18 protein-coding genes are annotated in these 24,302 nt (G+C 40.2%); 14 read left to right on the plus strand and 4 right to left on the minus strand.

Features of this window, described 5'->3' with window-relative positions; all coding sequences use genetic code 11:
- The first annotated feature begins 630 nt into the window (after positions 1-630).
- Both N483_RS18365 and N483_RS18370 read left to right on the plus strand, forming a co-directional pair.
- Positions 631-942, plus strand: a complete 312-nt coding sequence (locus N483_RS18365; RefSeq protein WP_023397535.1) for a hypothetical protein — start codon at positions 631-633, stop codon at positions 940-942.
- Positions 939-2,558: a PepSY-associated TM helix domain-containing protein gene (locus tag N483_RS18370; protein WP_023397536.1), complete on the plus strand. Its 1,620-nt coding sequence runs from the start codon at positions 939-941 to the stop codon at positions 2,556-2,558. The genes N483_RS18365 and N483_RS18370 overlap by 4 nt, the downstream gene beginning before the upstream one ends.
- Before the next feature lie 37 nt (positions 2,559-2,595).
- Here N483_RS18370 and N483_RS18375 read toward each other — a convergent pair whose 3' ends face one another.
- Together N483_RS18375 and N483_RS18380 are read right to left on the minus strand one after the other, a co-directional pair.
- The gene (locus tag N483_RS18375; protein ID WP_155735418.1) at positions 2,596-4,368 is read right to left on the minus strand and encodes a sensor domain-containing diguanylate cyclase; all 1,773 of its coding nucleotides are present in this window, start codon (positions 4,366-4,368) and stop codon (positions 2,596-2,598) included.
- Between the two features lie 105 nt (positions 4,369-4,473).
- On the minus strand, positions 4,474-4,998 hold the full coding sequence (locus tag N483_RS18380; RefSeq protein WP_063383374.1) for a TetR/AcrR family transcriptional regulator: 525 nt from the start codon (positions 4,996-4,998) through the stop codon (positions 4,474-4,476).
- A gap of 133 nt (positions 4,999-5,131) precedes the next feature.
- Between N483_RS18380 and N483_RS18385 the strand changes: the two genes are divergently transcribed.
- The 5 genes from N483_RS18385 to N483_RS18405 all read left to right on the plus strand — a co-directional run bounded on the left by N483_RS18385 (position 5,132) and on the right by N483_RS18405 (position 10,932).
- Positions 5,132-5,350, plus strand: a complete 219-nt coding sequence (locus tag N483_RS18385; protein WP_231105480.1) for a hypothetical protein — start codon at positions 5,132-5,134, stop codon at positions 5,348-5,350.
- A gap of 190 nt (positions 5,351-5,540) precedes the next feature.
- Positions 5,541-6,023: a 5-(carboxyamino)imidazole ribonucleotide mutase gene (purE, locus tag N483_RS18390; protein WP_023397540.1), complete on the plus strand. Its 483-nt coding sequence runs from the start codon at positions 5,541-5,543 to the stop codon at positions 6,021-6,023.
- 1 nt (position 6,024) lies between these two features.
- The gene (locus N483_RS18395; RefSeq protein WP_023397541.1) at positions 6,025-7,173 is read left to right on the plus strand and encodes a 5-(carboxyamino)imidazole ribonucleotide synthase; all 1,149 of its coding nucleotides are present in this window, start codon (positions 6,025-6,027) and stop codon (positions 7,171-7,173) included.
- A gap of 141 nt (positions 7,174-7,314) precedes the next feature.
- A complete protein-coding gene (locus N483_RS18400) occupies positions 7,315-8,169 on the plus strand; it encodes a YeiH family protein (RefSeq protein WP_419555114.1) in 855 nt (284 codons plus the stop codon).
- A 279-nt stretch (positions 8,170-8,448) separates the two neighbouring features.
- Positions 8,449-10,932 (plus strand): prolyl oligopeptidase family serine peptidase, encoded by a 2,484-nt coding sequence (locus tag N483_RS18405; RefSeq protein WP_023397543.1) that lies wholly within the window; start codon positions 8,449-8,451, stop codon positions 10,930-10,932.
- A gap of 245 nt (positions 10,933-11,177) precedes the next feature.
- Here the strand turns inward: N483_RS18405 and rrtA are convergent, their stop codons facing one another.
- On the minus strand, positions 11,178-11,774 hold the full coding sequence (rrtA, locus tag N483_RS18410; protein WP_023397544.1) for a rhombosortase: 597 nt from the start codon (positions 11,772-11,774) through the stop codon (positions 11,178-11,180).
- Between the two features lie 90 nt (positions 11,775-11,864).
- Here rrtA and ggt point away from each other — a divergent pair, with 90 nt between their 5' ends.
- The 4 genes from ggt to N483_RS18430 all read left to right on the plus strand — a co-directional run bounded on the left by ggt (position 11,865) and on the right by N483_RS18430 (position 18,010).
- Positions 11,865-13,628: a gamma-glutamyltransferase gene (ggt, locus tag N483_RS18415; RefSeq protein WP_036975040.1), complete on the plus strand. Its 1,764-nt coding sequence runs from the start codon at positions 11,865-11,867 to the stop codon at positions 13,626-13,628.
- Positions 13,629-13,800: 172 nt separating this feature from the next.
- Positions 13,801-15,495, plus strand: coding sequence for an NAD-dependent malic enzyme (locus N483_RS18420; RefSeq protein WP_023397546.1), 1,695 nt, complete (start codon positions 13,801-13,803; stop codon positions 15,493-15,495).
- 379 nt (positions 15,496-15,874) lie between these two features.
- Positions 15,875-16,693, plus strand: a complete 819-nt coding sequence (locus N483_RS18425; protein ID WP_023397547.1) for a hypothetical protein — start codon at positions 15,875-15,877, stop codon at positions 16,691-16,693.
- A gap of 510 nt (positions 16,694-17,203) precedes the next feature.
- Positions 17,204-18,010 (plus strand): hypothetical protein, encoded by an 807-nt coding sequence (locus N483_RS18430; protein ID WP_023397548.1) that lies wholly within the window; start codon positions 17,204-17,206, stop codon positions 18,008-18,010.
- Between the two features lie 72 nt (positions 18,011-18,082).
- On the opposite strand, the gene N483_RS18435 is transcribed toward N483_RS18430, so the two are convergent.
- Entirely contained in the window at positions 18,083-22,264 is a 4,182-nt protein-coding gene (locus N483_RS18435) for a hybrid sensor histidine kinase/response regulator (RefSeq protein WP_023397549.1), read from the minus strand.
- A 241-nt stretch (positions 22,265-22,505) separates the two neighbouring features.
- Here N483_RS18435 and N483_RS18440 point away from each other — a divergent pair, with 241 nt between their 5' ends.
- The 3 genes from N483_RS18440 to N483_RS18450 all read left to right on the plus strand — a co-directional run bounded on the left by N483_RS18440 (position 22,506) and on the right by N483_RS18450 (position 24,280).
- A complete protein-coding gene (locus tag N483_RS18440; protein ID WP_023397550.1) occupies positions 22,506-23,204 on the plus strand; it encodes an SIMPL domain-containing protein in 699 nt (232 codons plus the stop codon).
- 69 nt (positions 23,205-23,273) lie between these two features.
- Positions 23,274-23,648, plus strand: a complete 375-nt coding sequence (locus tag N483_RS18445; RefSeq protein WP_023397551.1) for an MAPEG family protein — start codon at positions 23,274-23,276, stop codon at positions 23,646-23,648.
- Entirely contained in the window at positions 23,645-24,280 is a 636-nt protein-coding gene (locus tag N483_RS18450; protein WP_023397552.1) for a sulfotransferase, read from the plus strand. Before N483_RS18445 ends, N483_RS18450 begins: the two co-directional genes overlap by 4 nt.
- The last annotated feature ends 22 nt before the right edge of the window (positions 24,281-24,302 follow it).

Below are 24,302 nucleotides of genomic sequence, written 5' to 3' on the forward strand. Positions count from 1 at the left end.
TTGCAACAAATCGATACCTTGATTGCTACTCAACAAGTCACTACTGTCGCTTTTACTCAACACATCCATACCGTCAGCGTTGCATATCATGTCGAAACCGTCATTGCGGGCTTGCCCTGCAATCCATGTTTTAGGTGAGTTTGAGGGAACTACAACTTTAAGATCCAAAATGGACCCTGAAATAAATTCAGGGTGACGGGTTGTTGGAGGTGATAGGTTTTTGGTCGACTGGTTTGTGGGAATACGGCTTTATTCTCTCCCACCTTATGTTGAAAACAATTCTCATTACAATTTAACGTGTAATGTTGTTCCTATTATGTTTATAATCTTGCTCCCACAACTCTAATTAGCTAAGGACAGGAGCATAAGTTTGTACTCTTTTCTAATGGTGATATTGATAGGCATCGGTACACTTCTTTTATATTTATCAAATAGACATCAAAGACTTTTGGATAAGCCTTTAGCAAAACCAATGCAAAAGGTGGGGTATGCGTTTGCGGCCATAGCTATCGTTATTGGTGCATATTACTTTGTTGGCTCGGCTGGATTTTTTATCTGGCTTCTGATGTTAATGGTCGCACTATTTTCACTGCCTTTACTTATGCTCTGTCTTAATAGGAAGTAAAATCCATGACTCAACATAATAAAATTCAACCCCATTGGTGGAGTAAAACATTTGCGGGAGTGATCGGTGGGTTTTTCTTAACGCTTGGGCTTGTCGGTATTTTTGCGTGGTTGGGGCCAACGGGGTTAACTGAGCAGATCACAGAAGAACAAAGGCTTTGGAAAACGCAATTTAACATGTGGATCATAACGCCAATTTGGCTTTTAATCCTGTGTTTTGTTTATATGTTTAAAACTGGGCGTCAGGCATGGTTGTACTTAGGTGTTAGTGCTGTTATTTCCAACGCTATTGTCTATGTATTAAGGAGCCAATTATGAAAATTAGAAGCGATATTCTAAGGACATATCAATCACTGCATACATGGACTGGGATCACCGCCGGGTTGTTACTTTTCATTGGATTCTTTGCAGGCTCACTGACGATGTTTAGTGATACAATTAACGATTGGGCTACGCCTCCAAATTACCAATTGGATCAGGTTCATTCAGATAAACACGAGTTGTTACTTAAACAAGTGTTATCACAAAACCCGGATTCACTCAAAGCTGTCACGGTTAGTTATGATGAAAATAGCTCCCCAATTCACTGGTATGGACAAGGTTCTGCTCGCGGCTTTTCAATGGATGACCAAATCTGGCATGGTACGTTGAATGAGCAAGGTGAGTTGGTAGCGGAGTTACGACATGTCAATGAGTTATCAATGTTAATAGATTACTTGCATCGTTCAGCTGGGATTATCGGAGAGATTGGACACGATCAAGCGGGTGTGTATGTGCTAGGTATTGCCGCATTTTTGTATTTTCTTGCTCTCGTGTCAGGTGTTATTTTTCTCTTACCGAGCTTAGTAAAAAGCTTTTTTGCGCTTCGCAAAGAAAAGGGAGCAAATCGCTTTTGGCTAGACTCACACAACTTAGTTGGTATCGCGAGCTTACCTTTTCATATCATTATTGCGATCACCGTGGTTGTTTTTTCATTTCATGACTTGTTTTACGGTGGATTAAGCCAAGTATATGGAGACAAACCCATGTTTGGTGGTGGTGAAAAACATGAAGAGGTTCGATACGATATTCGAGAACTTGCGACATTAACTGAAATAAAACAAACCATTCATGACTATGCGCCAGGCTATGAAGTAAGTAGCATCAGGTTAAGCGGGTTGTCATCGGCCCACCCGTCTGCAAGCATATCTATCATAAGCGATAGAACTTTAATGCGTGGCCCTCACAATGACTATGTTTTTTTGAATCCATTTACGCTAGAAATTGACTCCAGCACCGTGAGGAATGAAAGTGGTGAGCAAAGTATATGGGCTGCCGTTGTCACGAGCTTTTTTGGACTTCACTTTGGGAGCTACGGTGGTGAACTTGGTCGATGGTTATATTTCGTTATGGGCTTAGGCGGTGCATTTTTGTTTTATAGCGGTAACTTGATATGGCTAGAGAAGCGACGCAAAAAGCAGTCATTAAAGCAAAGTCGTTCAAGCCACTTTATGGCTAATCTGACTATAGGTGTATCTTTGGGTTGCGCTATAGGTATTGCAGGCGTATTTGCAGCAAGCAAATGGCTAACGTTAACCAGTTGGAACATCAACATAGCCTATATGTGGGTTTATTATTTGTTGTTTTTTGTAACACTGGCTGGTGCATTTGTTTATGGTGCTGCAAGGTTTAGCATATTGAGTTTACAGATTTTAGCTGTTCTGTGTTTGATCATACCGACAAATTCTGTGATAGCGTTTGTACTCCCTTCAATTGGTATTTGGGCGCCAGACTCTCTTGGTGATCTAGGGATTGAACTTGGCGCAGTAGGTTTTGCTTTAGCTTCATTGTATGCCCTGAAACATGCAAAACGCCGTGTATATCACGGTGAAGAGAACAGCATTTGGTATTGCTCTAAACTCAGCAAAAAAGAGGTTGTTGAAAGCTTCAGCTAATGTATAAGTGGTCAGTTGAGTGCTGACCACTTCAATTTCACGAGTCTAAAATTGAGCCGAGTGAGACTTGGTTTCTGCCATGTTGTTTGGCGAAATAAAGAGCCATATCTGATTGCTTTACAAGTTCATGAGGCTCTAAATCAACTCCCCACCTAGTTGCTATACCAACACTGATTGTCAGTTTTATAATTGAGTCTTCGAACTTAACTACAGAAGCTTCAGTATGTCTTCTGATCAGTTCTGCTAGGTCAAATGCATCTCCCTCGTTGCACTCAGGTAGCAAAATACAAAACTCTTCTCCGCCGTAACGTGCCACAATATCACCCGCACGAGTACAGGTTTTTTTTAATACGTTGGCTATATGTGTAATACACTTATCACCACACTGATGGCCATATGTGTCGTTGATTTTTTTAAAATGGTCAATGTCGACCATTAATAAACTAACAGAGTGACCAAAACGCTTTGCTCGCAAGCATTCTGTATTTAAAGCGTCATTTAGGCTTCGCCTATTGAGCACTTGAGTGAGCTCGTCAATTCGAGAGATATGTTTAAGTTTGTCATAGGCAGTCTGAAGTTCCTGTGTTCTGTTGATTACTTCAGTTTCGAGCTGCATATTTGCTTTGCGGATTTCGGTCATACTTTTAGCTTGAGCTATGAAACGTTTTTTTCTCTCTGAATTGATTCTCTCTGCCATTGCGAATGACAAGCATGCTACCTCTATTGAGGTGCCTATTGTCAACGCATGTTCAGTAAACCAATTATTGGGTATAATATTCAATTTGTTGGCCGCAAGGATTATTCCCCCGCAAAGTGCGGCGTTCCAAGCTAATGAGTAGTAAGTCGAAAAATGTGTACCCTCAAACAGTTTTATTGTTCTTGTGATCACGCCCCACAAACAAGCTAATGACGCATACAGAATTATGACTCTGATCATTGTACCGTAGGAGAAGTACATTGATGCAAATAGCAGACAGACTCCGATTACGAAAAGTGACAAGCAACCTCTATACAGAATTTTACTATTTTTCTGTAATTCGAGTAATTTTACGATAAAAGAAGTGCCTGCAAGCACAGCCGCGAGTAAAAAGAATAATATTGATTGATCATTCCACCATAAGCTTCCTTGCCACAAGTATCTAAACCCTAGACCTGACAAGCTAAAATAGAAGGCGATAATGGCTGAAACGTACACAACATAGTAAAGAAAAGTTGTATCTCTTAGAGAGAAATACATGAGTACATTGTATATGGCCATAATGCTCATAAGGCCAAAATAGATCCCTAAAAAAAGTGTGGCTATTTGGTCGCTTTCGTAAAAGCTTGGTTGACTCCAAAGTCGGATAGGTAACTGTAGGGCACTGGTCGAATTCACTCTAACATATAGGGTGAGCGGTCCTTGGGTGTTTTCGTCTATAGGGAGGATAAAGTTATGGTGTTTGATCTGCCGATCTTCAAAATGCTGTTTATCGCCCAGTTTTGAATAACTGAGTACTTCATCTCCTTGCATCAAATAGAGCTTTATACTGTCCAGAACAGGGTAGGCTATTTCCAAAAAGTAACCGTTTGTGTCCCGAGGCAAACTAAAACTAACTTTTACCCAATAGGTCTCGGGGGTGTATCCAAGGTTAAAGTTGTCTGTTTCATTGATTTTCCAATGATTGTCCGGTAAGGACATTACGTCGACAATGCCAAATTGGTTATCTTGCAAATAATAGCTACCAGCACTTAAATTGACGTACTTTTCGTGTGTCAGTGTTAAGTCCGGTGCAGCGCTATGAGCAATTGAAGCGTAAAAAAATAAAAACACAAACAGGGTTTTCACAAGCGTTATATGCGTATGGTGATTCTATATAAAGCTTAGAAGTGTATAGAAGATAGAGCAAAGTTATATAAAAGAACACATCATACAGCTTTATGTATGTATCATCTGGAGCTTAGCGGTAAGTAATGACACCAAGTCAACAGGGGATAGTTGTTCGTTGCTAAGTCCGTATATTAGAGTCATAAAGTAGCAATCCATCATAGCTGTTGCTTTAATTTCATCATATTTATGGCCTTCAAAGAGCATATGTTTAAAGTCGTTCAATTGATCTTCAAAAAAGGCACTGTGCCACATTAAATCCTGTAATAGCGCTTTACTAAAAGGGCGGTTCTCGCAGTAAAAGCGGTAAAGAAATTTTGCGTAATGTCTGAGTCGTAGTCGAGGGCTCGTCTGCTCATTTTCTTGATGGGCTAATCTCAGTACCTCATCAATTCGCTGGTGCATCGCCAATTTTAATATGTCGATTTTATTTGGAAAGTGACTGAACACAGTGCCTGTAGCAACAGAAGCCTCCGCCGCTATTTGGCGAGTAGTTGTCTCGGCGTACCCATGTTTTTGGAATAATTGCCAACTAACGTCAAGTATTTTTTGGGCTGTAATTTCTCGTTTTTTCATACTAAATCAACATATTGAGCGCACCAAAGAGCTTACCACAAAATACGATACAGTGACAAAGTAATCTACACACTTGACAAAAATGAGCGCGCTCATTAAATTAATTGAGCGTGCTCAATAATTAAGGAGGTGTATGATGCTTACGCGGTTAATTGGTTATATTCTGTTTATTCCATTTATTGCTTTTTATAGTTACGTTTTGGGACCAGCACTGAAACTCGTATTGGTGCCAGGCGGTATGATGCTTTTCTTTTTTATTCTCGGTCCCGATGAGTTTTCAAAGCATTGGCAAAAAGCATTTTCCAATACTCAAAATGGGTGTAAAGATATGGCTGTAAAGCAAGGCAATTAGCAAGGCTCGTAGTTAGCTCAAAAAGCCATTGCTTGCAATAAGTTATATTTCCAGATAAAAGCCGCTATGAGCGGTTTTTTATATATTGAGGCTCGCTTTCAACTATCACTCGGGTATAATACTCACGATTTCGGCGCAACCCCTTTAGCGCTGTAGTAAGTATCGTTTAATTTAGAATTGAGGAATTATTATGACGGTTGGCATTATCATGGGTTCTAAGTCTGATTGGCCTACAATGCAACATGCGGCAGATATGTTAGATAAGTTTGGCATTGAGTATGAAACAAAAGTGGTTTCGGCGCATCGCACTCCTCAATTATTGGCCGATTATGCAACAACGGCAGCAGAGCGTGGTATCAAAGTGATCATCGCCGGTGCGGGCGGCGCAGCACACCTTCCCGGTATGGCTGCTGCTTTCACAAGTTTGCCGGTATTGGGCGTACCAGTAAAATCGAAAACTTTAAATGGTGTCGATTCATTACTTTCAATCTGCCAAATGCCAAAAGGTGTTGCGGTAGGTACATTAGCGATAGGTGATGCAGGCGCAGCGAATGCCGGTTTATTAGCAGCACAAATATTAGGTTGCCAGCAACCGGAAATATTTGAAAAAGTTGAAGCGTTTAGAAAAGCTCAGACTGAAACTATCTTAGCTAACCCAAACCCAGCTGAATAACATGAAAGTATTAGTACTAGGCGCGGGTCAGTTGGCCCGAATGATGAGTCTGGCTTCTACTCATTTGGGTATAAATGTTTTAGCTTACGATGTAGGTTCAAAACAAGTAATTAACCCAGTTACTTTTGAAGTGAAGCACACAACACTCGAACAGGAAGTAGAGCAAGCATATGCGATTACCGCAGAATTCGAGCATATTCCTGAAGACGTACTCGACGTATGTCAACAAAGTGGTAAGTTTTATCCTGGTGCAGAGTCAATCTCTATCGGTGGTGACCGCAGTAAAGAAAAAGCTCTTTTAGACAATGCTAAAGTTCCGTGCGCTCCTTATGCATTGATCACAGAGAAAAGCGCTTTTATTGAAGCAATCGAAAAGCTTGGTCTACCACTCGTAATTAAAACGTGTCAGGCGGGTTATGATGGTAAAGGCCAATGGCGTCTTAAATCAGCTGATGACGCAGAGCAAGTATGGTCTGAGATGAAAGGCTTTCTAGATACTGGCACTGAGGCTGCACCACACTCAATCATTGCTGAAAAAATGATCCCATTTGATAGAGAGGTTTCTATCATAGGTGTGCGTGATAAAGATGGACAATGCAAGGTGTATCCATTAACTGAGAACCAGCACACAAATGGCGTTCTGACCTTATCTATTGCTGGAAAAGAAAAGGCAGCGATACAAGCCCAAGCTGAAGCTGCATTTGAAAACTTGGCGTCAGAGCTAAATTATGTGGGTGTATTGGCAATTGAGTTTTTCGACGTTGACGGTAAATTACTAGTGAATGAAATTGCGCCTCGCGTTCATAATTCAGGGCATTGGACACAACAAGGTGCACACACCAGCCAATTTGAAAACCATATGCGCGCTATCACTGGCTTACCAATTGGCAGTACTCAACTTGTGCGACCGACTGCGATGGTAAATGTATTAGGTCAGCCTTCAATTCCTCAAGCGGTATTGTCTGTCGCAGATTGTACTAGTCACTGGTATGGAAAAGATGCTAAGCCAGGCAGAAAAATGGGCCATATTAATGTCTCAGCTGCTAATTTGCATCAGCTAGGAGAGCGGTTGGCAGAGCTGGCAGAACTACTACCTGAAGAAGATTACCCAGGAGTTAGCGCAACCAGCCATGCATTAATATTAAATTAGAAAAAGCCGAGCAACAGCTCGGCTTTTTTATGCAACATATACGCTAGAAGTTTTTATATGGTTAATATTAATTCAAATGTACTTAAGCTCTTGTTTATAGCTTGTTTCATTGTGTCAATTACCCCTCTAATTGGTTCCGCGATGGCTTTGTTTATGGGGATCTCTTTTGCCCTTTTATTTGGTAACCCATTCGACTTGCAAAGTGCACAGCTATCAAAGCTACTTCTCAAAGTATCTGTGATTGGGTTAGGTTTCAATGTAGATGTCATGCACGTCCTAGAAGTAGGTAGGAGCTCAATTGTATTAACGATTGTGAGTATTACCGCAATTATTGGACTTGGTGAAATATTGACCCAGTTATTCCGTTTGAATAAAAATACTGGCACGTTGATCTCTTTTGGAACGGCAATTTGTGGCGGTAGTGCTATTGCTGCGATGGCGCCTGTGATTAAAGCAAAACAAGATGAGATAGCAGTAGCATTAGCAATCGTATTTTCATTGAATGCGGTAGGTTTACTCATATTCCCATGGTTGGGGCACTATTTTGAGCTGACCCAAAGCCAATTTGCGCTGTGGAGTGCATTAGCAATTCATGATACGAGCAGTGTTGTGGGAGCTGCAGCTGCTTATGGTCCGGCTGCATTAGCCATGGCTACAACCATTAAACTTACGAGGGCAATGTGGATAGTGCCATATACTGCACTGGCTGGGGTATTCTGGCGCTCGGAAGAGAAGGCGAGTATCCCTTTATTTATTGTTGGCTTTTTACTTGCAGCAGCCATCAATACTTGGCTTCCGGAATACAAGCCGTTGTGGCAAATTGGTTACGAGTGCGCAAAAGCTTTGCTTGTAGGTACTCTATTTTTAATTGGTGCGGGTATTTCAAAAAAAGTGCTTAAACAATGCGGGTGGCAACCCTTTGTTATGGCGATAATTTTGTGGACGATTGTAAGCTCGGTCATACTTTTATTAATTATTGACGGTTTTATTCAATAAATTTACTAAATTTTTTTGAACCTTTTGAATAAGCGTCAGTCTGATTATTTGAGGCTTGGATATGCCTCATTTCATACTCGTTGTCCATCAACGACTATGTGAGCGCAGAGAGTATTTGGCCAGTAGCTTTACTGGCCTTTTTTTATACCTGTATGTTACTAAATTGTGTACACCTCCGCCACCAAGCTAAAAACTTTGGGTGTTTATCTAAAACCTGTCGAATATTGTTCTATCTTTTGATTAAATTGCGCTGATTAATAAATTAAAAGAAGAGCTCTGATGAAAAAATCCCTATTGAGCATTGCCGTCGCAGGCCTGCTGCTGACTGGTTGTCAAACAACAAGCAAACAATCAAACACTGAGGAAGCGAATAGTAACTCAGCTATTGTTTCGCAAGCCGTACAAACTCCGCTAGATTTTGGTAGTGAAAATATCACTCTAGAACAAGCGATGGCAGATCCGGATTGGATTAGTCGCTCTCCGGAAAGTGCATTTTGGGGTGCAGATAGCAATACCATTTATTTCAACCAAAAGCAGGTTGGAAATCAACTCAGGGATACATTTTCAATAAATAGCAAGGGTACAGAGCAAGTCGCCTTGGCTAGCTTGCACGAGATTGGCAGTAACAATGCTACTTTTTCTGCAGATGGTAAATACCAAGCATATACATTCCAAGGCAATATTTTTGTCAAGAACTTAGCTACCAAACAAATTAAGCAGATCACACGTTCAAGTGAAAAAGAAACGATTATCCAGTTTATGGTTTCTGGTGAGTTAGCATTTCGTGTTGCCGATACCTTTTTTACTGTTAATGTCGAGACTGGCTTGACCAAAGAGCTTGTTAAGATAAACGAGGGCAATACACCACAGGGTACACAAGAGCCAAGCACTTATATTGCCAAAGAACAACACAAGTTAATTGATTATGTGGCACTTACACATAAAAACGCGCTAGACAAAGAAGGTCGTCAGGCAGAATTAAAATCTCAAAATAAAACCATCGCTGACAAGCAAATTTATATTGGCGAAGGGAATAATCTTGTTGAAGCAAGTATCTCTCCAAGCGGCGACAAACTTATTGTGGTTGTAAGTAAAGATAACGTCTTTTCTCAATCAACGAAAAAAGACATGATGCCAAATTACATTGGTCAAGATGGAAATATTGTACCAGTGCCAGCCCGAAGTCGTGTGGCTGACAATAAGCCTGTCGAAGTTGAAGTGCTTTATTATGATTTAAAAGCTGATACACACAAGTCAATTAGCTTTGATGCATTACCTGGCTTTGACGAAGATGTGTTAGCAGACGTTAAAAAAGAGAATGCGGCAGCTATTGGTGAATCATACACATCTAAAAAAGAACCAAGAGCGATTAAAATGATGCGCGACTGGTATTGGTCTCAATCACCAATTCAGTGGAATAGCAATGGTGACCAAGTAGCCATGATGTTTAAAGCGTGGGATAACAAAGATCGCTGGATTGCTACATTAGATTTCGAAAACGGCGAACTCGAGCCTCAACATAGATTGCATGACAAGGCATGGGTCAACTATGCATACAACGATTTTGGTTGGTTGAACAACGAAGATGCATTATTTTTCCTTTCTGAAGAAAGTGGTTATAGCCACTTATATGTAAAACCAATTGATGGTAAAGCTAAGCAAATCACGTCGGGTAAGTTTGTAGTCTCAGATCCAAAATTGACAAGAGACAATAGTAAGTTTTTCTTTAAAGCGAATGTAGAGCACCCGGGTATCTACGAAATCTATTCAGTTGATGTCAATACGAAAGAGAAATCTGCTGTTACAGATTTAAATGGTATGACTGACTTTGTATTGAGCCCAGATGAGTCAAAAGTGTTACTAAAGCACTCAAAGATCATGATGCCAACTGAGCTTTATGTTGCAGATGCAAAACCGAACGCACAACCTAAACGATTGACAAATACGGTGTCGGATGAGTTCTTAAATAAGAAACTAATTGCACCTAAAATTGTAGCCGTTCCATCAAGCCATACTGATGAGCCTATCTACGCAAAAGTGTATTACCCAGCTGATTACAAACCAGGCGAATCAGGTAAAAAACGAAAAGCTATTATCTTTAACCATGGCGCAGGTTACCTGCAAAACTCGCATATGGGTTGGTCTGTGTACTTCCGTGAATTCATGTTCCACTCATTACTTGCAAGCGAAGGCTATGTAGTAATGGATATGGACTATCGTGCGTCTAAAGGATACGGCCGAGATTGGCGTACAGCAATTTATCGCCAAATGGGTACGCCTGAAATCCAAGATTTGGCCGATGGTGTTAAATGGATGACGCAAAATGCCAATGTAGATGAAGGCTCTGTAGGTACATATGGTGGCTCTTACGGCGGCTTCATGACATTTATGGCTTTGTTTACCCAACCTGAGTTATTCCAAGCCGGTGCTGCGTTACGTCCGGTAACCGATTGGGCATATTATAATGACCCATACACGTCAAATATTCTTAACAGACCTGATGTTGATCCAATTGCCTATAGAAGAAGCTCACCAATCTACTTTGCAGAAGGTTTAAATAAACCGTTGCTTATCAATGCGCCAATGATCGATGACAACGTATTTTTCCAAGACGTTGTTAGATTGGTACAACGTTTTATCGAGCTAGAAAAAGAAAACTTTGAAACAGCCATCTATCCAGTTGAGCCTCATGGATTTGTGCAGCCTTCTGGTTGGTTGGATGAATACCGTCGTATTTATAAGTTGTTTAAAGAAAATCTTTAGAAACTAGAATTTAAGGCCAGCGTCAAGCTGGCCTTTTTGGTGTTGTGTAACTTTCGGTTACGGCCTGAGTTACACGTTCTACTGCGCAAAACGTTACGTGATTTAGCTCTGTTTTCTAAATGATATATTTAACGCTTAATTTTTGTTGAAGATCAAAAACATTAAAAATGCAGATAGGTGCGAATGTACAGTAGATTGCGTTTGTGGATTACGGCCTGATATATTACAGGCCGCATTTTAAGACTTTACTGTTTGACAGTGAATCCCAGCTTATCTTTAAACAATGGCAATGCTAAAACTAAGCCTCCTATAGCGCCAATCAAGTGGGATTCGATGGCAACACGAGAGTCGATAAGATTGCCAACGTCAGCACTTGGCCCTGCATATTGTTCCCAAGCAAGTTTTCCAGCTATGCCCAAGAATAAAAGAATTCCTGTTGGCTCTTTAACCTGAATATCTTTTAGCGCGCCCCAAACAATAATTCCATGTAGCAATCCGCTTAATCCTGTGTATACTCTGATGTCGGGACAAAATAGCCAAATACCTATCCCTGTCCACAAGCCAAGAAATAAAACATGAATAAAATAGCGGCGTATTGAAGTATGCTCCGCGTGTAGTACCCATATAAATAGAATACCCACAAGATTTAGGGCCAAATGAGTCCAATTGGTATGTATATATTGACTACTCCATATCCGCCACACTTGACCTTCACTGATCAATTGGCGGTGAAACTCTAGAGTATCTCGCATATCGAATGCCATTAACAAGGTAGCAATTGTTGCTAAAACAATTGGTGGGACAATATATTGGCGGCTTATTGGAAGGTTGAAACCAAACATGCTATGTCTACAATAATAAAGGTATTTTTGTATATTGTGCCTGTTAACTTTTATGATGCCAACGAAGATTGAAAAGAAATAATGAATACATTGAATTTTAAGCACTCATTAATTGCGTTAATATTCGCATCTAGCTTACCTGTTGCGGCGGAACAGGCAGACCCTAAAAAGCGAGAAGCGCGCGAGCCTGAGGCCGCTACTGGTTTTACGGAAAAGAAAGACAAAATCTCAGAAAAATACATGGTGGTTGCAGCTAACCCTCATGCAAGTAAAGCTGGTCAGATCATGTTACAACAAGGCGGTAGCGCTATCGATGCCGCAATAGCTGCTCAACTTGTTCTAACATTGGTTGAACCTCAATCTTCAGGTATTGGTGGGGGAGCGTTTATCCTCCACTATGATAAAAGCAATAATTATCTAACAACATTTGACGGCCGTGAAACTGCCCCTAAAAAAGCAAATCATAAGCTATTTTTAGATAAAGAAGGTAAGCCTGTTAGGTGGATCGAAGCTGTTGTCGGTGGCCGATCTGTTGGAGTACCCGGCATTATACATGCGATGAAACAAGCTCATGACAAGTATGGTGTTTTAAAATGGCGCCAATTGTTTAAACCGGCAATTGAGCTCGCCAATAAAGGCTTTAAGGTATCGCCACGTTTGCATATGCTCCTTAAGAAGGAGTTTAATCCAGGTTTAACAAAGCTATCCCCAGCAAAAGAGTATTTTTACCCAAATGGCAAACCCTTGGCTATTGGCACTGTTGTCAAAAATCCACAACTGGCAAAGTTGTACAAAGAAGTTGCAGAGTATGGACCAAAGGCCTTCTATGAAGGTAAATACGCCGAAGATATGGTCAAAGCTGTACAAAACTCAAAAATTGCACCTGGCCGTTTGTCCATGACAGATTTAGAAAATTACCAGAGTAAAGAGCGTCACCCTGTCTGTACTTCTTATCACGGCTATAAGGTTTGCTCTATGGCACCGCCAAGTAGTGGTGGTTTGACTGTTTTACAAATTCTAAAATTGCTGGAAGGTAAAAAGCTAGCGCAATACAAACCAAACGACCCTCAAGCGATCCACCTATTTACCCAGGCTTCTCGCCTTGCCTTTGCGGATAGAAATTTTTACATTGCAGATCCGGACTTTGTAGATGTTCCAACACAAGGATTATTAAATCCGGTTTACCTTAAATCTCGAGCTCAGCTTATTGGTGAAAGAGACAACCCTAGTTTTCCGGTGGGTGATCCATCTATGGGCAAGCTGTCCTATGCACAAGATGATAGCTATGAGTTACCTTCTACAACGCACCTTTCAATTATCGATAGCAAGGGCAATGCTGTATCTATGACAAGCTCAATTGAAATGGGCTTTGGATCAACGGTTATGGTAAATGGTTATTTGCTTAATAACCAATTAACTGATTTTTCATTGTCACCAAAAATTGCTAATAAATGGGTGGCAAATAGGGTTGAGCCGAATAAACGACCTCGCAGCTCCATGGCACCTGTCATGGTATTCAACAAAGATGGTAGTTTGAAGCTTGTAGTGGGCTCGCCAGGTGGTAGTCGCATTATTAATTATGTTGCTCAAACCGTCATCGGTGTACTCGATTGGGGGTTAACGCCACAGCAAGCGATTAACCTTCCACGTGTGACGAACAGAAATAAATACACCACGCTTGAAAAAGGTACTAACTTAAAGGCAATAAAGCCTTGGCTTGAGTCAAAAGGACACGTCGTACGCATTTCAGACCTAAATTCAGGTATTCATGCAATAGAAATAAAAGAAGGCCTTTTATTTGGCGGAGCTGACCCAAGAAGAGAGGGCATTGCGCTTGGAGAATCTAGCGAGTAACCATAGGATATTACAGATTATTCAGTTATAATGTACGACCCTGTTTACGGATCTCTCATCCGTTTACAGGGTCGTTTTATTGGTCTGATGTGCATTAAATATATTGAAAATTTGTGTACTTAGACAATAATGATCCCTTATATCAAAAAATTAAGAGTCACAGCTTGTAAATATGACTAAACAAACCGATCCTAATTACCTCTACATCCCATATTCTGGCCCAACGTTATTAGAAACGCCTCTTCTAAACAAGGGAAGTGCATTTAGCCAGCGTGAGCGTGAAAACTTTAACCTAGCAGGTTTAGTTCCTCCTCGTTATGAAACCATTGAGGAGCAGGTAGAGCGTTGTTATCAACAGTTTTCAAGTTTTAAAGACAACCTCAACAAGCATATTTATTTACGAGCTATTCAAGATAACAATGAAACGCTTTACTACCGCTTAGTAAGAGATCACTTAGAAGAAATGATGCCTATCATCTACACGCCAACAGTGGGTGACGCATGTGAAAAGTTCTCTGATATCTATCGTAGTTCTCGCGGTCTATTTATTTCCTACGAAGACCGTCACAACATAGATGATATCTTACGCAATGCTACAAAAGGCAAGGTAAAGGTTATCGTTGTTACTGATGGTGAGCGTATTCTTGGTCTTGGCGATCAGGGCATCGGCGGAATGGGGATCCCAATTGGTAAGCTTGCGCTGTACACTGTATGTGGCGGTATTAGCCCAGCTTACACGTTACCTGTTATGTTGGATGTCGGCACTAATAACGAAAAGCTGCTGAACGACCCAATGTATATGGGCGCGAGACACAAGCGTATTAGCCAAGAAGAATACGATGAGTTTTTAGATCTATTTATAAAAGCCGTAAAACGCCGTTGGCCAAATGTGTTGCTACAGTTCGAAGATTTTGCACAGCCAAATGCTATGCCACTTTTAAAACGATACCGCGATGAGATCTGCTGTTTCAATGATGACATTCAAGGTACTGCATCTGTTACTGTCGGATCATTGCTAGCCGCTTGTCGGGTTAAAGGTTCTAAGCTATCTGAGCAGAAAGTGGTCTTTGTGGGTGCGGGCTCTGCAGGTTGTGGTATAGCAGAGCAAATCATTGCGCAAATGGTGTCAGAAGGTATCTCGGATCAACAAGCTCGTAGCCAAGTATTTATGGTTGACAGATTCGGCTTGCTTACCGAGGGTATGGAAGGGCTAAGAGATTTCCAAGCTGCGTTAGTTCAGTCTTCAACTAACTTAGAAAGCTGGAACTACAGTGGTGAATTTGCTTCTCTATTGGATGTCATGCACTGTGCTCAACCAGATATCCTAATTGGTGTCTCTGGACAACCTGGTTTGTTTACTGAACAGGTTATTAAAGCGATGCACGCTGGTTGCTCACAACCTATTATTTTCCCACTAAGTAATCCGTCTCGCCAAGTTGAGGCACATCCAAAAGACGTGATTGAGTGGACTGAAGGTAATGCAATTGTTGCGACTGGCAGCCCGTTTGAGCCAGTAGAATTTTCAGGTAAAACACATGTAATACCGCAATGTAACAATAGCTATATCTTCCCAGGCATTGGCCTAGGCGTTTTAGCAGCTAAAGCATCTCGTATTACGGAATCTATGCTTATGGTTGCCAGTGAAACACTTGCCGAGTCTTCTCCATGGGCGAACACCGGCAAAGGAAGCCTACTGCCGTCATTAGTTGAAATTGAGCAGCTAAGTAAGCGTATAGCTTTTGCTGTGGCTAAGAAAGCAATGGAAGAAGGTGTGACTTTAGACATGCCAGATGAGCGAATTTGGGCTGCGATAGACAAAAATTATTGGATGCCTGAATACCGCAACTACAAACGTTGCAGTATCTAGTCTAGAAAGTTTGCATAAAAACATAACGCCATGACTGAAAATTATTTGGTTATGGCGTTTTTTTATATAAGCCGTCAATCTATTTTATAAGTGTCAAAGTACGATTTGTTATTAGGTTAGGTGATTTACCCATCCATGAACGCAATCTAAACGTCAGACCTTCATAAAACAGAAACAATAAACCCCTCGGATTACATAGTTAACAAAAGTTAGGTTCACTCATTCAAATCAAAATTATATTCACTTTTTTAATTGCTTGTTATTAATCGAGTTTCTTGTTTAAGAAAGCCGTTTTTTCCGCTCTACATAGAAAACTAATTTATAAAAGCTATACTCAAGAGATAACTTTTCGCAAGGACTGCATACAGTAGGAGTAGCTATGCTGTCTAAATTTGCGTTTGTTGTATTTGTATTTTTGTCTTTTTCCGGCTTTGCCAACCCAATAAAAATCGAGATTGTTTCAGACTATAACCCTTCTTTTGGTGAAGCGCCCGGAGACTTGGCGACTCAGTTGCTGCTTATCATTACGCGTAATCTAAAAAATGATATGAAAATTGATTTTGTCCCAGCGAGTAGGGAACGTGAATGGAGGGAGCTGAAAAATCAAGAAAACGTGTGCTTGTACAATAAAGTAAAAACACCAGAGAGAGAAGCTATGGGCGTATTTGTGTCTTTTCCTCTAATGGCTTTCCCTTCAAACAGGTTGATTTTGCGAAACAAGAAATTTGTTTCAATCGAAGTTTCTCTAAAAGATGCCTTGTCTATGGGTCTGAGGATCGGTGTGACACAGGGCCGCTCGTACGGGTTAGAAATTGATGATTTTATTAAAGCTAATGCGGACAGACTGTTTATAAGTGAAGGCAATGACAGCGCATTTCGATTACGACAGATGTTGGTGCAAGGCAGGCTAGACGGTATTATTGAATACAGTTCGGTGTTTGTGACTGATTTCCCCTCAGAGGAGGTTCTTAAAGACATATCTTTTCATGCAATTGGAGATACTACCGCAACTATTTTTGGATATATTGCTTGCTCTGATACTCGAACAGGCCGAGCAGCAGTGGACTTATTCGAAAGAACACTGCAAAAGCGTGTGATTCAAGACTTGATCATTCAAGCCCACGCAAACCTATTCTTACCTCAAGAGGAAGTGTTTATTAGTAATTCACTTAAATCCGCGTTCAATATTAAAAATTAGCCGTATAAAACAAGAAATATCTTACAAAAAGGTGATTTGTATTGATGAAATAAATTATCAAATCACAATGCTTAATTATTAATAGTATTATTATTTAATAGTGTTGTTTTAATACTATTTAGCTATTTAGTTATACTCCATTATGATTCATTTCGATTCTCCATACATTCATTAGTCTTGCCTCACCATTAATTTACCATATTGAATTCTTATTTATTTTTCAAGTTATTGAAAAATGGTGTTTTATATTAATTTTGGAAAAGTCCGAACGCTTTTAACCCAGTTGTTTTTTAGTTTCAGAATGCTCATACACATTCAAGGGGATTACTGTTTTTATACTGAAATGACGATATTTTACGCATTTACAAGGCCAATTTTAGCCACTAACTTATGTTGCGAGAAAACGACGGGGTAGATAAATAATTTTACGACCCCCGTTAAAACAAATTTATATTTTCCTTTCAATTAGAGAGGAAGTTTTAATTAAACCAAAGTAAAAAAGGGATCAAAATGAAAATTAAACTTCTCGCAGCTGTAGTATCTTTATTTGCTATGAACAACGCAGTCGCAAGCGTTACAGTTAACGATGTAGATGGTTATGATCGTGAGTCTAACTATACGGGTGGATTTATGGACCGTATCGTAACTGACTCAGATCACTCACGTACTTTTGGCGCTTGGGCTTTCCGCGCTGATACATATGGTTCATGCTCTACTGGTGCTGTTTATGATGAAGTTTCAGGCGAGTTCATCGCGAACGTAGCGATTGCACCAGCTGGACATAACACTTGGCACATCGATAGAATCGTATTACAAGGCCAGTTTACTGAAGCTCAGTTGCAACGTACTCGTGTTCTATCTCTAAATTGTGAATCAGAAGCTGGTGAAAGCTTCACTGTAAAACACAAAATCCCAGCGGTACCAAAAATCACTTGGGATGCAACTCTAACGGGTGTTGGTGAATGGCAATCACCGGCTTGTGGCGGTCAGTCTTCACACTGTGGTGGTGCAGGTTGGTACGAGCAACTTAGCTATACATCATCTATTTTAGTTAACAATGGAACTGAAGACGGTTTCTGTACTTCTCAGATTAACGACGGCTTAGTCTCTAAAGTATTTAACGGCTATGATTCAACTCCTTTATTCCACACCAATCACTATGCCTTGAATAATGAGGTATATAACTACAACGGTCGTGTATTTAGACAAACAGTTTCTTGCCAAAACCCAGCTGGTACAACTGAACATGTAACTATTTGGGAAGTTACTGGTGAAAATGACATCAACCTAGTTATTGACCAAGTTAACTACAAATAAAATTGAACACCGATTAGAAAGCGATAAATAAATGGGCCAATAGGCCCATTTTTCGTCGTGGGGGCAAAAAACTCAGGCCGAACGATTACCGTTGTTGTTAATCCAATATTCTAGCTTCTCTATTACCTTGTCTGTTTCAATAGGCTTCGTTATGTAGTCATCCATACCCGCATCAAGGCATTTTTGCCTATCACCTTGCATAGCATTGGCAGTCATCGCAATGATAGGTATATTCGAATGAATTGCCCCGGCATTGGCCGCTCTAATATTTTTGGTGGTCTCATAACCGTCCATTTTAGGCATTTGACAATCCATTAAGATAGCTGTGTAGGGCTGTTCACCTTCCGCAGCTTTAATTTTATCAAGTGCTTCGAGTCCATTTTCCGCAATATCAACCACTAATCCGATGCTATCTAAAATGCGCATAGCAACCATTTGATTTACTTTGTTGTCCTCAACAAGCAAGATCCTCGTTTTCGCAGCCCAACTTCCTTGATTTTTACCACCTTTGTTACTTTCTTCAATGATCTTTGGCCTGTCTAAATAATGCCTAATATCGGCACAAATAGTTGACAATGCATTAAGCAAATCCTGTTTGGTGGTCGGCTTAGAAAAATAACCGTCTAACTTAACCGTGCAAGATTCAATAGCTGTGTATTGTTCTTTTAAGAGCGTCATCATAACTAATTTAACATTGTTATTTTGCTCATGCTTTCTTATCTCTTTAGCCAGTAATTCACCATCCATGCTCGGAAGAGATTTGTTAAAGAAAACAATATCAATTTGCCGTTTAGAGATCACGCGAAGTGCTTGGTCGGCATTGGTTGCGTCAAAAACAGTGACACCCCAAACCTCCAATTGCCTGCGAATTGCTTTGTTACTAGATACGATAGAATCAACAAGTAAGGCAGTTATGTTATAGCCCGATAAATTCACCGTGGTTGGGCTTAGCTCATCACTTTTGGATACGGCACAAGTTACCTCAAAGCAACTTCCAACCCCAACAGTACTTGAGACATTAACGTCCCCATTGAGCAGTTGGCATAAATTTTTGGTGATACTTAACCCAAGGCCAGTGCCACCGTATTTCCTTGTTGTAGAAGCGTCCACTTGTATAAATGAATCGAAAAGAGTGGTTAACTTTTCTTCGGGGATCCCGATGCCGGTATCTTGGATTTTACACGTAAAGATATAGCCTTGAGCTTCTTTGTCTGGCTCAAGCGTCGCGGATAGCACTATTTCGCCTTGATCGGTAAACTTGATTGCATTACTGACGATATTGGTAATAATTTGTCTTATTCGGCCAGGGTCCGACTTCACAATTGAACTGTCAAGATCAGCAAAATCCAGAATGATGCTTACGCCTTTCGTCTGAGCTGATAGAGCCATCGATTCAGCTAAATTTTCCAATAACTGACGAAGATCAAAATTGACATACTCTAATTCAAGCTTATCTGCCTCAATCTTGGAGAAATCCAATATATCATTAATCAAAGAGAGCAATGAGTGGGCACTGGTACTTGCAATATTAACGGAATGAGCTTGAGTTGAAGATAAACCGCTCTTTTTAAGCAGCTCAAGCATACCTATCACTCCGTTCATAGGTGTTCGTATTTCATGGCTCATATTAGCGAGAAATTCAGATTTTAACCGTGTCGCTTCCTCAGCCTTTTTCAAAGCTTCTTCGAGCCTTCTTGCCTGAGTTTCCAATGAGGCAGTTTTCTCGGACACTTGCTCTTCTAGTTGGACAACAAATTGTTTTTGTCTGCTAATTTCTGCTTTTTGTAGTTTGGTCCGTAAATATATGACCGCAAAAATACTGCTGGCAACCAATAAAACATAAAGTGAATAGGCCCACCATGTTTTCCAAGGGGGAGGAGATACATGCACATTAATAGATAAAGTTTTAGATCCCCACTCACCGTTACTATTGGTCGCTTTCACTTGAAATTTGTAGGTGCCACCATCGAGATTCGTAAATGAAGCGGTATTTCGATTACCTATTTCTATCCAGTTATCATCATAACCTTCAAGTTTATAAGCATATTGATTCTTATTTGGTGAAAGAAAGTCCAGCACAGAAAACTCAAGAGAGAAAATGTAGTCGAGGTATGAAACATAAATGTCTGTCACGTAGGAATACGGGGTATCTAAGTTGATTGGTAGGCCCATCTTGTTAAACCCGGTGAGTACAATGCCGGGATCGTTAAGCGTAGACTGCTGAACCAATGTACTGAAATACTCAACACCTCGCTGGCTATTTGTAAACAGTGTGTCATTTTTGCCTTTGATAAGGCTACTTGGGTAGTAATTTAAGCCGAGCAACCCGTTTCGGCTATCGAAGTTTATGACTTGACCAGAGGAAGGGGAAAACTTGGTTACGCCTTTGTTAGTGGTTAACCACAAATTGCCTTGCCGATCATCTGATATTGCTCTTATTAGATTGCTTGGTAATCCGTTTTGCATGTTAAAGTGAGTAAAGTTGTCTTGATCTGCTTGGTATAAATTAAGCCCTTGTTGCGTCGCTACCCAGATACTACCATCTTTAGTTTCATAGATATCTTGAACAATACTGCCTAATAAACTATTGGCCTGATAGGGGCTATTTACAAAAGATTGAAACTCTTGACTGCTTTCAACCCAACGGTTTACACCATTTCCAGTTCCAACCCAAATATTTTTGGAATTGTCTTGATAGATCGTGAGTACTTCCAAGTGAGACAAGCCAAATGAAGTACCCATATGCTTAAAAGTCTTTTTTAAAGGATCGTATAAATAGACCCCATTTTTGTATGTGCCAATCCATAGTATTCCCTGATTATCGACACATAAAGCTCTGATCTCGCGAAATTGTTCATGATTCATCGCTGTTTTTGGATAGGTAATAATTTCGCTTTGTTTGGTCTCTAGGTTAATTTTAGCTAAACCTTCATCCTGAGCCATCCACAGTGTGTTCTCCTGATCTAAATACAAAACAGGGCGCTCCAACAAGCGATTTTCACTAAAGCCTTTTTCAGAAGTGAAAACTGCGGGAATTAACATATCTAAAGTTTGGGACGCAACGCTCCACTTAAACAATTCAGATTTAGAATTCGCAACCAGAATATCTCCTTGATGGTCAACGGTAATCCCATTTGGAGTGGTTAATTCAGGGTTGTCGATGGACTTAAACTTGCGATGGGGCACAAGTTTAAAGATCCCCTGAAGTTCGTTTGTTATCCAGATCGTATTTGCATTGTCTTCGAATATAATTCGTAGTCCACTGTTATGTTCCAAATCAAGTTGAACTAGCTGCCCATTGCCCTGAGATAGTCTAAAAGCTCCTCTGCTTGTGATAAACCAGATGTAACCTTCATGATCTTCTATCATTGAGTTGACCTGACCAAGATGTTTACCATCCACAACGCCGATCTCTGAAAATGTTCCTCTTTTGTGATCAAGAATAAAAGGTCCTTGCTGGGTGCCGACGTAAATGTGTCCCTTTGAGGATTTCAATACATGCCGTATTTCGTTGGCGCCCGTTGGCGTGCTATTTTCAGGGTCTGGAAAAAAGTAGCGGTAAGTATTATTTTCTTTGTCGTATAGATTAAGCCCGTAGCTTGTAGCAACCCAAAGGCTCTGTATGTCGTGATTTTCAATATCCCAAATACGATTGTGTGATAGACCCAATGAAGTATTTGTGGTTTTCTTTATGTGTTCAAATTTATCGCCACCTAAATACCGACTCAAGCCATTATCATAAGATCCTAGCCATATTGAACCATCCAAGTCGTGAAGCAAAGATTGTATCCTGTTCGCTGCTATTGAATCAGTCCTTTTCGAATCGTGAATAAAGTTCTCAAACTGACCAGTTTTTGGGTCATACCTATTTGCACCACCTCCCCAGGTACCTATCCATATATCGCCACTTCGATCTAACATCAAGTTACCCGCGTCATTGTGGGACAAACCGTTCATCGTCTCACTATCAAATTCAAACAACGTGACTTTTCTGCCATCATAACGCATCACGCCGTTCTCAGCGGTTCCGAACCACAGCAATCCTTGTTGGTCTTGGATAATAGAATAGATCTCTGATGACACAAAGCCATCTTCGGCAGTGAGTTTTTTGACTGAATATTGATTTGACAGTACAGGGATATTCCCAAAACAAATAGAAGGGGCTGCGGTTACTATCACCCAAAAGGTGTACAATACTATAAGCCGTTTACCCATAAGCAATTTAATTAACCGGAGAGAGTTAAGTCTACTCATATTAGGCTAGTTTATATCGTGAACAATTTCTACGCTCAATAATGAAATTCGTTAAAAATTAAGTGTCTAATTTACCTGTGTCATTGAGTGGGACAGCGAAAATAGGGTACTGATAGTATTAAAAGACAAGTCAAAATGTACTGCTCATTCAAGAATGAAATATAGCATTCAGTAATGATTAATTTTAATATGGTTCAATAAGCCCGTTACCAACATCAGATTCAGGAATTTTGGAGAGTTTATGCGTTTACTCACAGCTGTTTTCTCAGTTTTATTAAGCACTTCTGCTGCTGCGGGAAGTATTCCGAATACTCCCCATTTATATGTGAAAGGCTATTCGGAAGTTTCGGTACAGCCGGATACTGCAATTATCAATGTAGCGATAAACGAAAAAAGCAAAAACCTTAAAGACGCAAAATCAAATGTCGATCGTGTTGTCGCCAAAGCGTTAAATATAGCAAAGAGCTTTGGTGTTAAAAGCAATCATATTCATGCGGAGCAACTGAACGTATACAAGCAAACAAGGTACAATAGAAGTACAAATGAGGAAGAGTTTACTGGCTTTAAAGTTTCGAGAAACATAACGTTGAAGCTAAAAAACATCGATAGATATCCGGAGTTACTACAGGCATTTGTTGATAGTGGTATCAACCAGTTCAACAATACTCAGTTTGTTGTAGAGGACAAAGCCGAAATCATGAAAGAACTCAACCAAACAGCTATTAAGCAAGCACAACTGGGTGCACGAGAGCTGGCAGAAGGGTTTGGTGTGAAAGTTGGGGGACTATACTCAGTGTCTTTTTCACCGATGAATACGCCTACTCAACCTTATGCAAGAGGTAAAGTAATGGCTGCAGAATCTATGAGCTTGCAAGATGCATATAGCACCGGGGATACCAAGCTTACAGCTGAAGTTTACGCTGTTTATTACATTGATTAAACTACACTTTTAAAGTCCCTTAAAAACAACGTATACTGTCTGGTATAAAAAGGAATAGGGGACTTTATTATGTTCAGCGGATTGTTTGCTGCAATTTGTACACTTTTCTATATCAAGCTCAGCCTCGATGTTATAAAATTGAGGAAGGGTCACCAGGTAGGCTTAGGTGATGCTGGGCATAAAGATTTGCAGGCCCGTATTAGAGCACATGCAAATTTTATTGAGTACACACCACTTGCCGTTATTTTAATTTTTATACTTGAATACCAATTGATAAGCGAAGCAATATTGCTCCCTTTTGCTGCGCTATTTTTAGCTGGAAGAGTTTTACATGCGCAGGCCTTAGCCAAAGCTAATATAAAAATGAGAGTCGTCGGTATGGGCTGTACATTCTTATCTTTGATTGGAATGGCGTTAATGAACGCATATTTATACATAATATGAACAAGAAATTTTTCGTTTTAGGTCTACCCAGGACCGGAACGACGAGCCTATGTGTCGCGAGTCTGGATATTGGGCTTAAAACGGCACATACGGCATATACCCAGCACACGTTGAAAACCGCTGAATTTATTGCAGACACCCCAGTCTTTAATGATTACAAACAGCTTCATGAGAAGTTTCCTGACGCCAAATACATCTATTTGGAGCGTGAACATGAGCTATGGGTCCCTTCCATTCGTCGCTTGTTACTGAGAATGTTGCCTAAATTAACAAACCAAAGTGGCGGCTTTAACGATACTCTAAAACGTTGCTATTTCGACGTTTTCCCAGAGCTATCTGAAGGGAAAATTCATTGTGATGAATACTTAATCGAGAGCTACAACAGACATAAAAAGAAAGTTTATACATTTTTCGAAGATTCAAATGTAGAACATATTTCAATAAACTTGTCTGATCCTGTGTCCTGTGAAACATTTTCACGGTTTATGTCTGTGCCAATGGCAAATATTCCTCATTTAAATAAAAAGGGAAAAGTAACTGCTTGGAATGATATTAAACATCCACTAAAGATTGAGTCAACAAGAGTTGGTAAAGTTGATAAAGACGTCAGCTTATACGATTTTTGTAAGTAATAATGTCCGATATTAAATAATT

The organism is Pseudoalteromonas luteoviolacea NCIMB 1944, from assembly GCF_001625565.1.
Taxonomy (GTDB): domain Bacteria; phylum Pseudomonadota; class Gammaproteobacteria; order Enterobacterales; family Alteromonadaceae; genus Pseudoalteromonas; species Pseudoalteromonas luteoviolacea_F.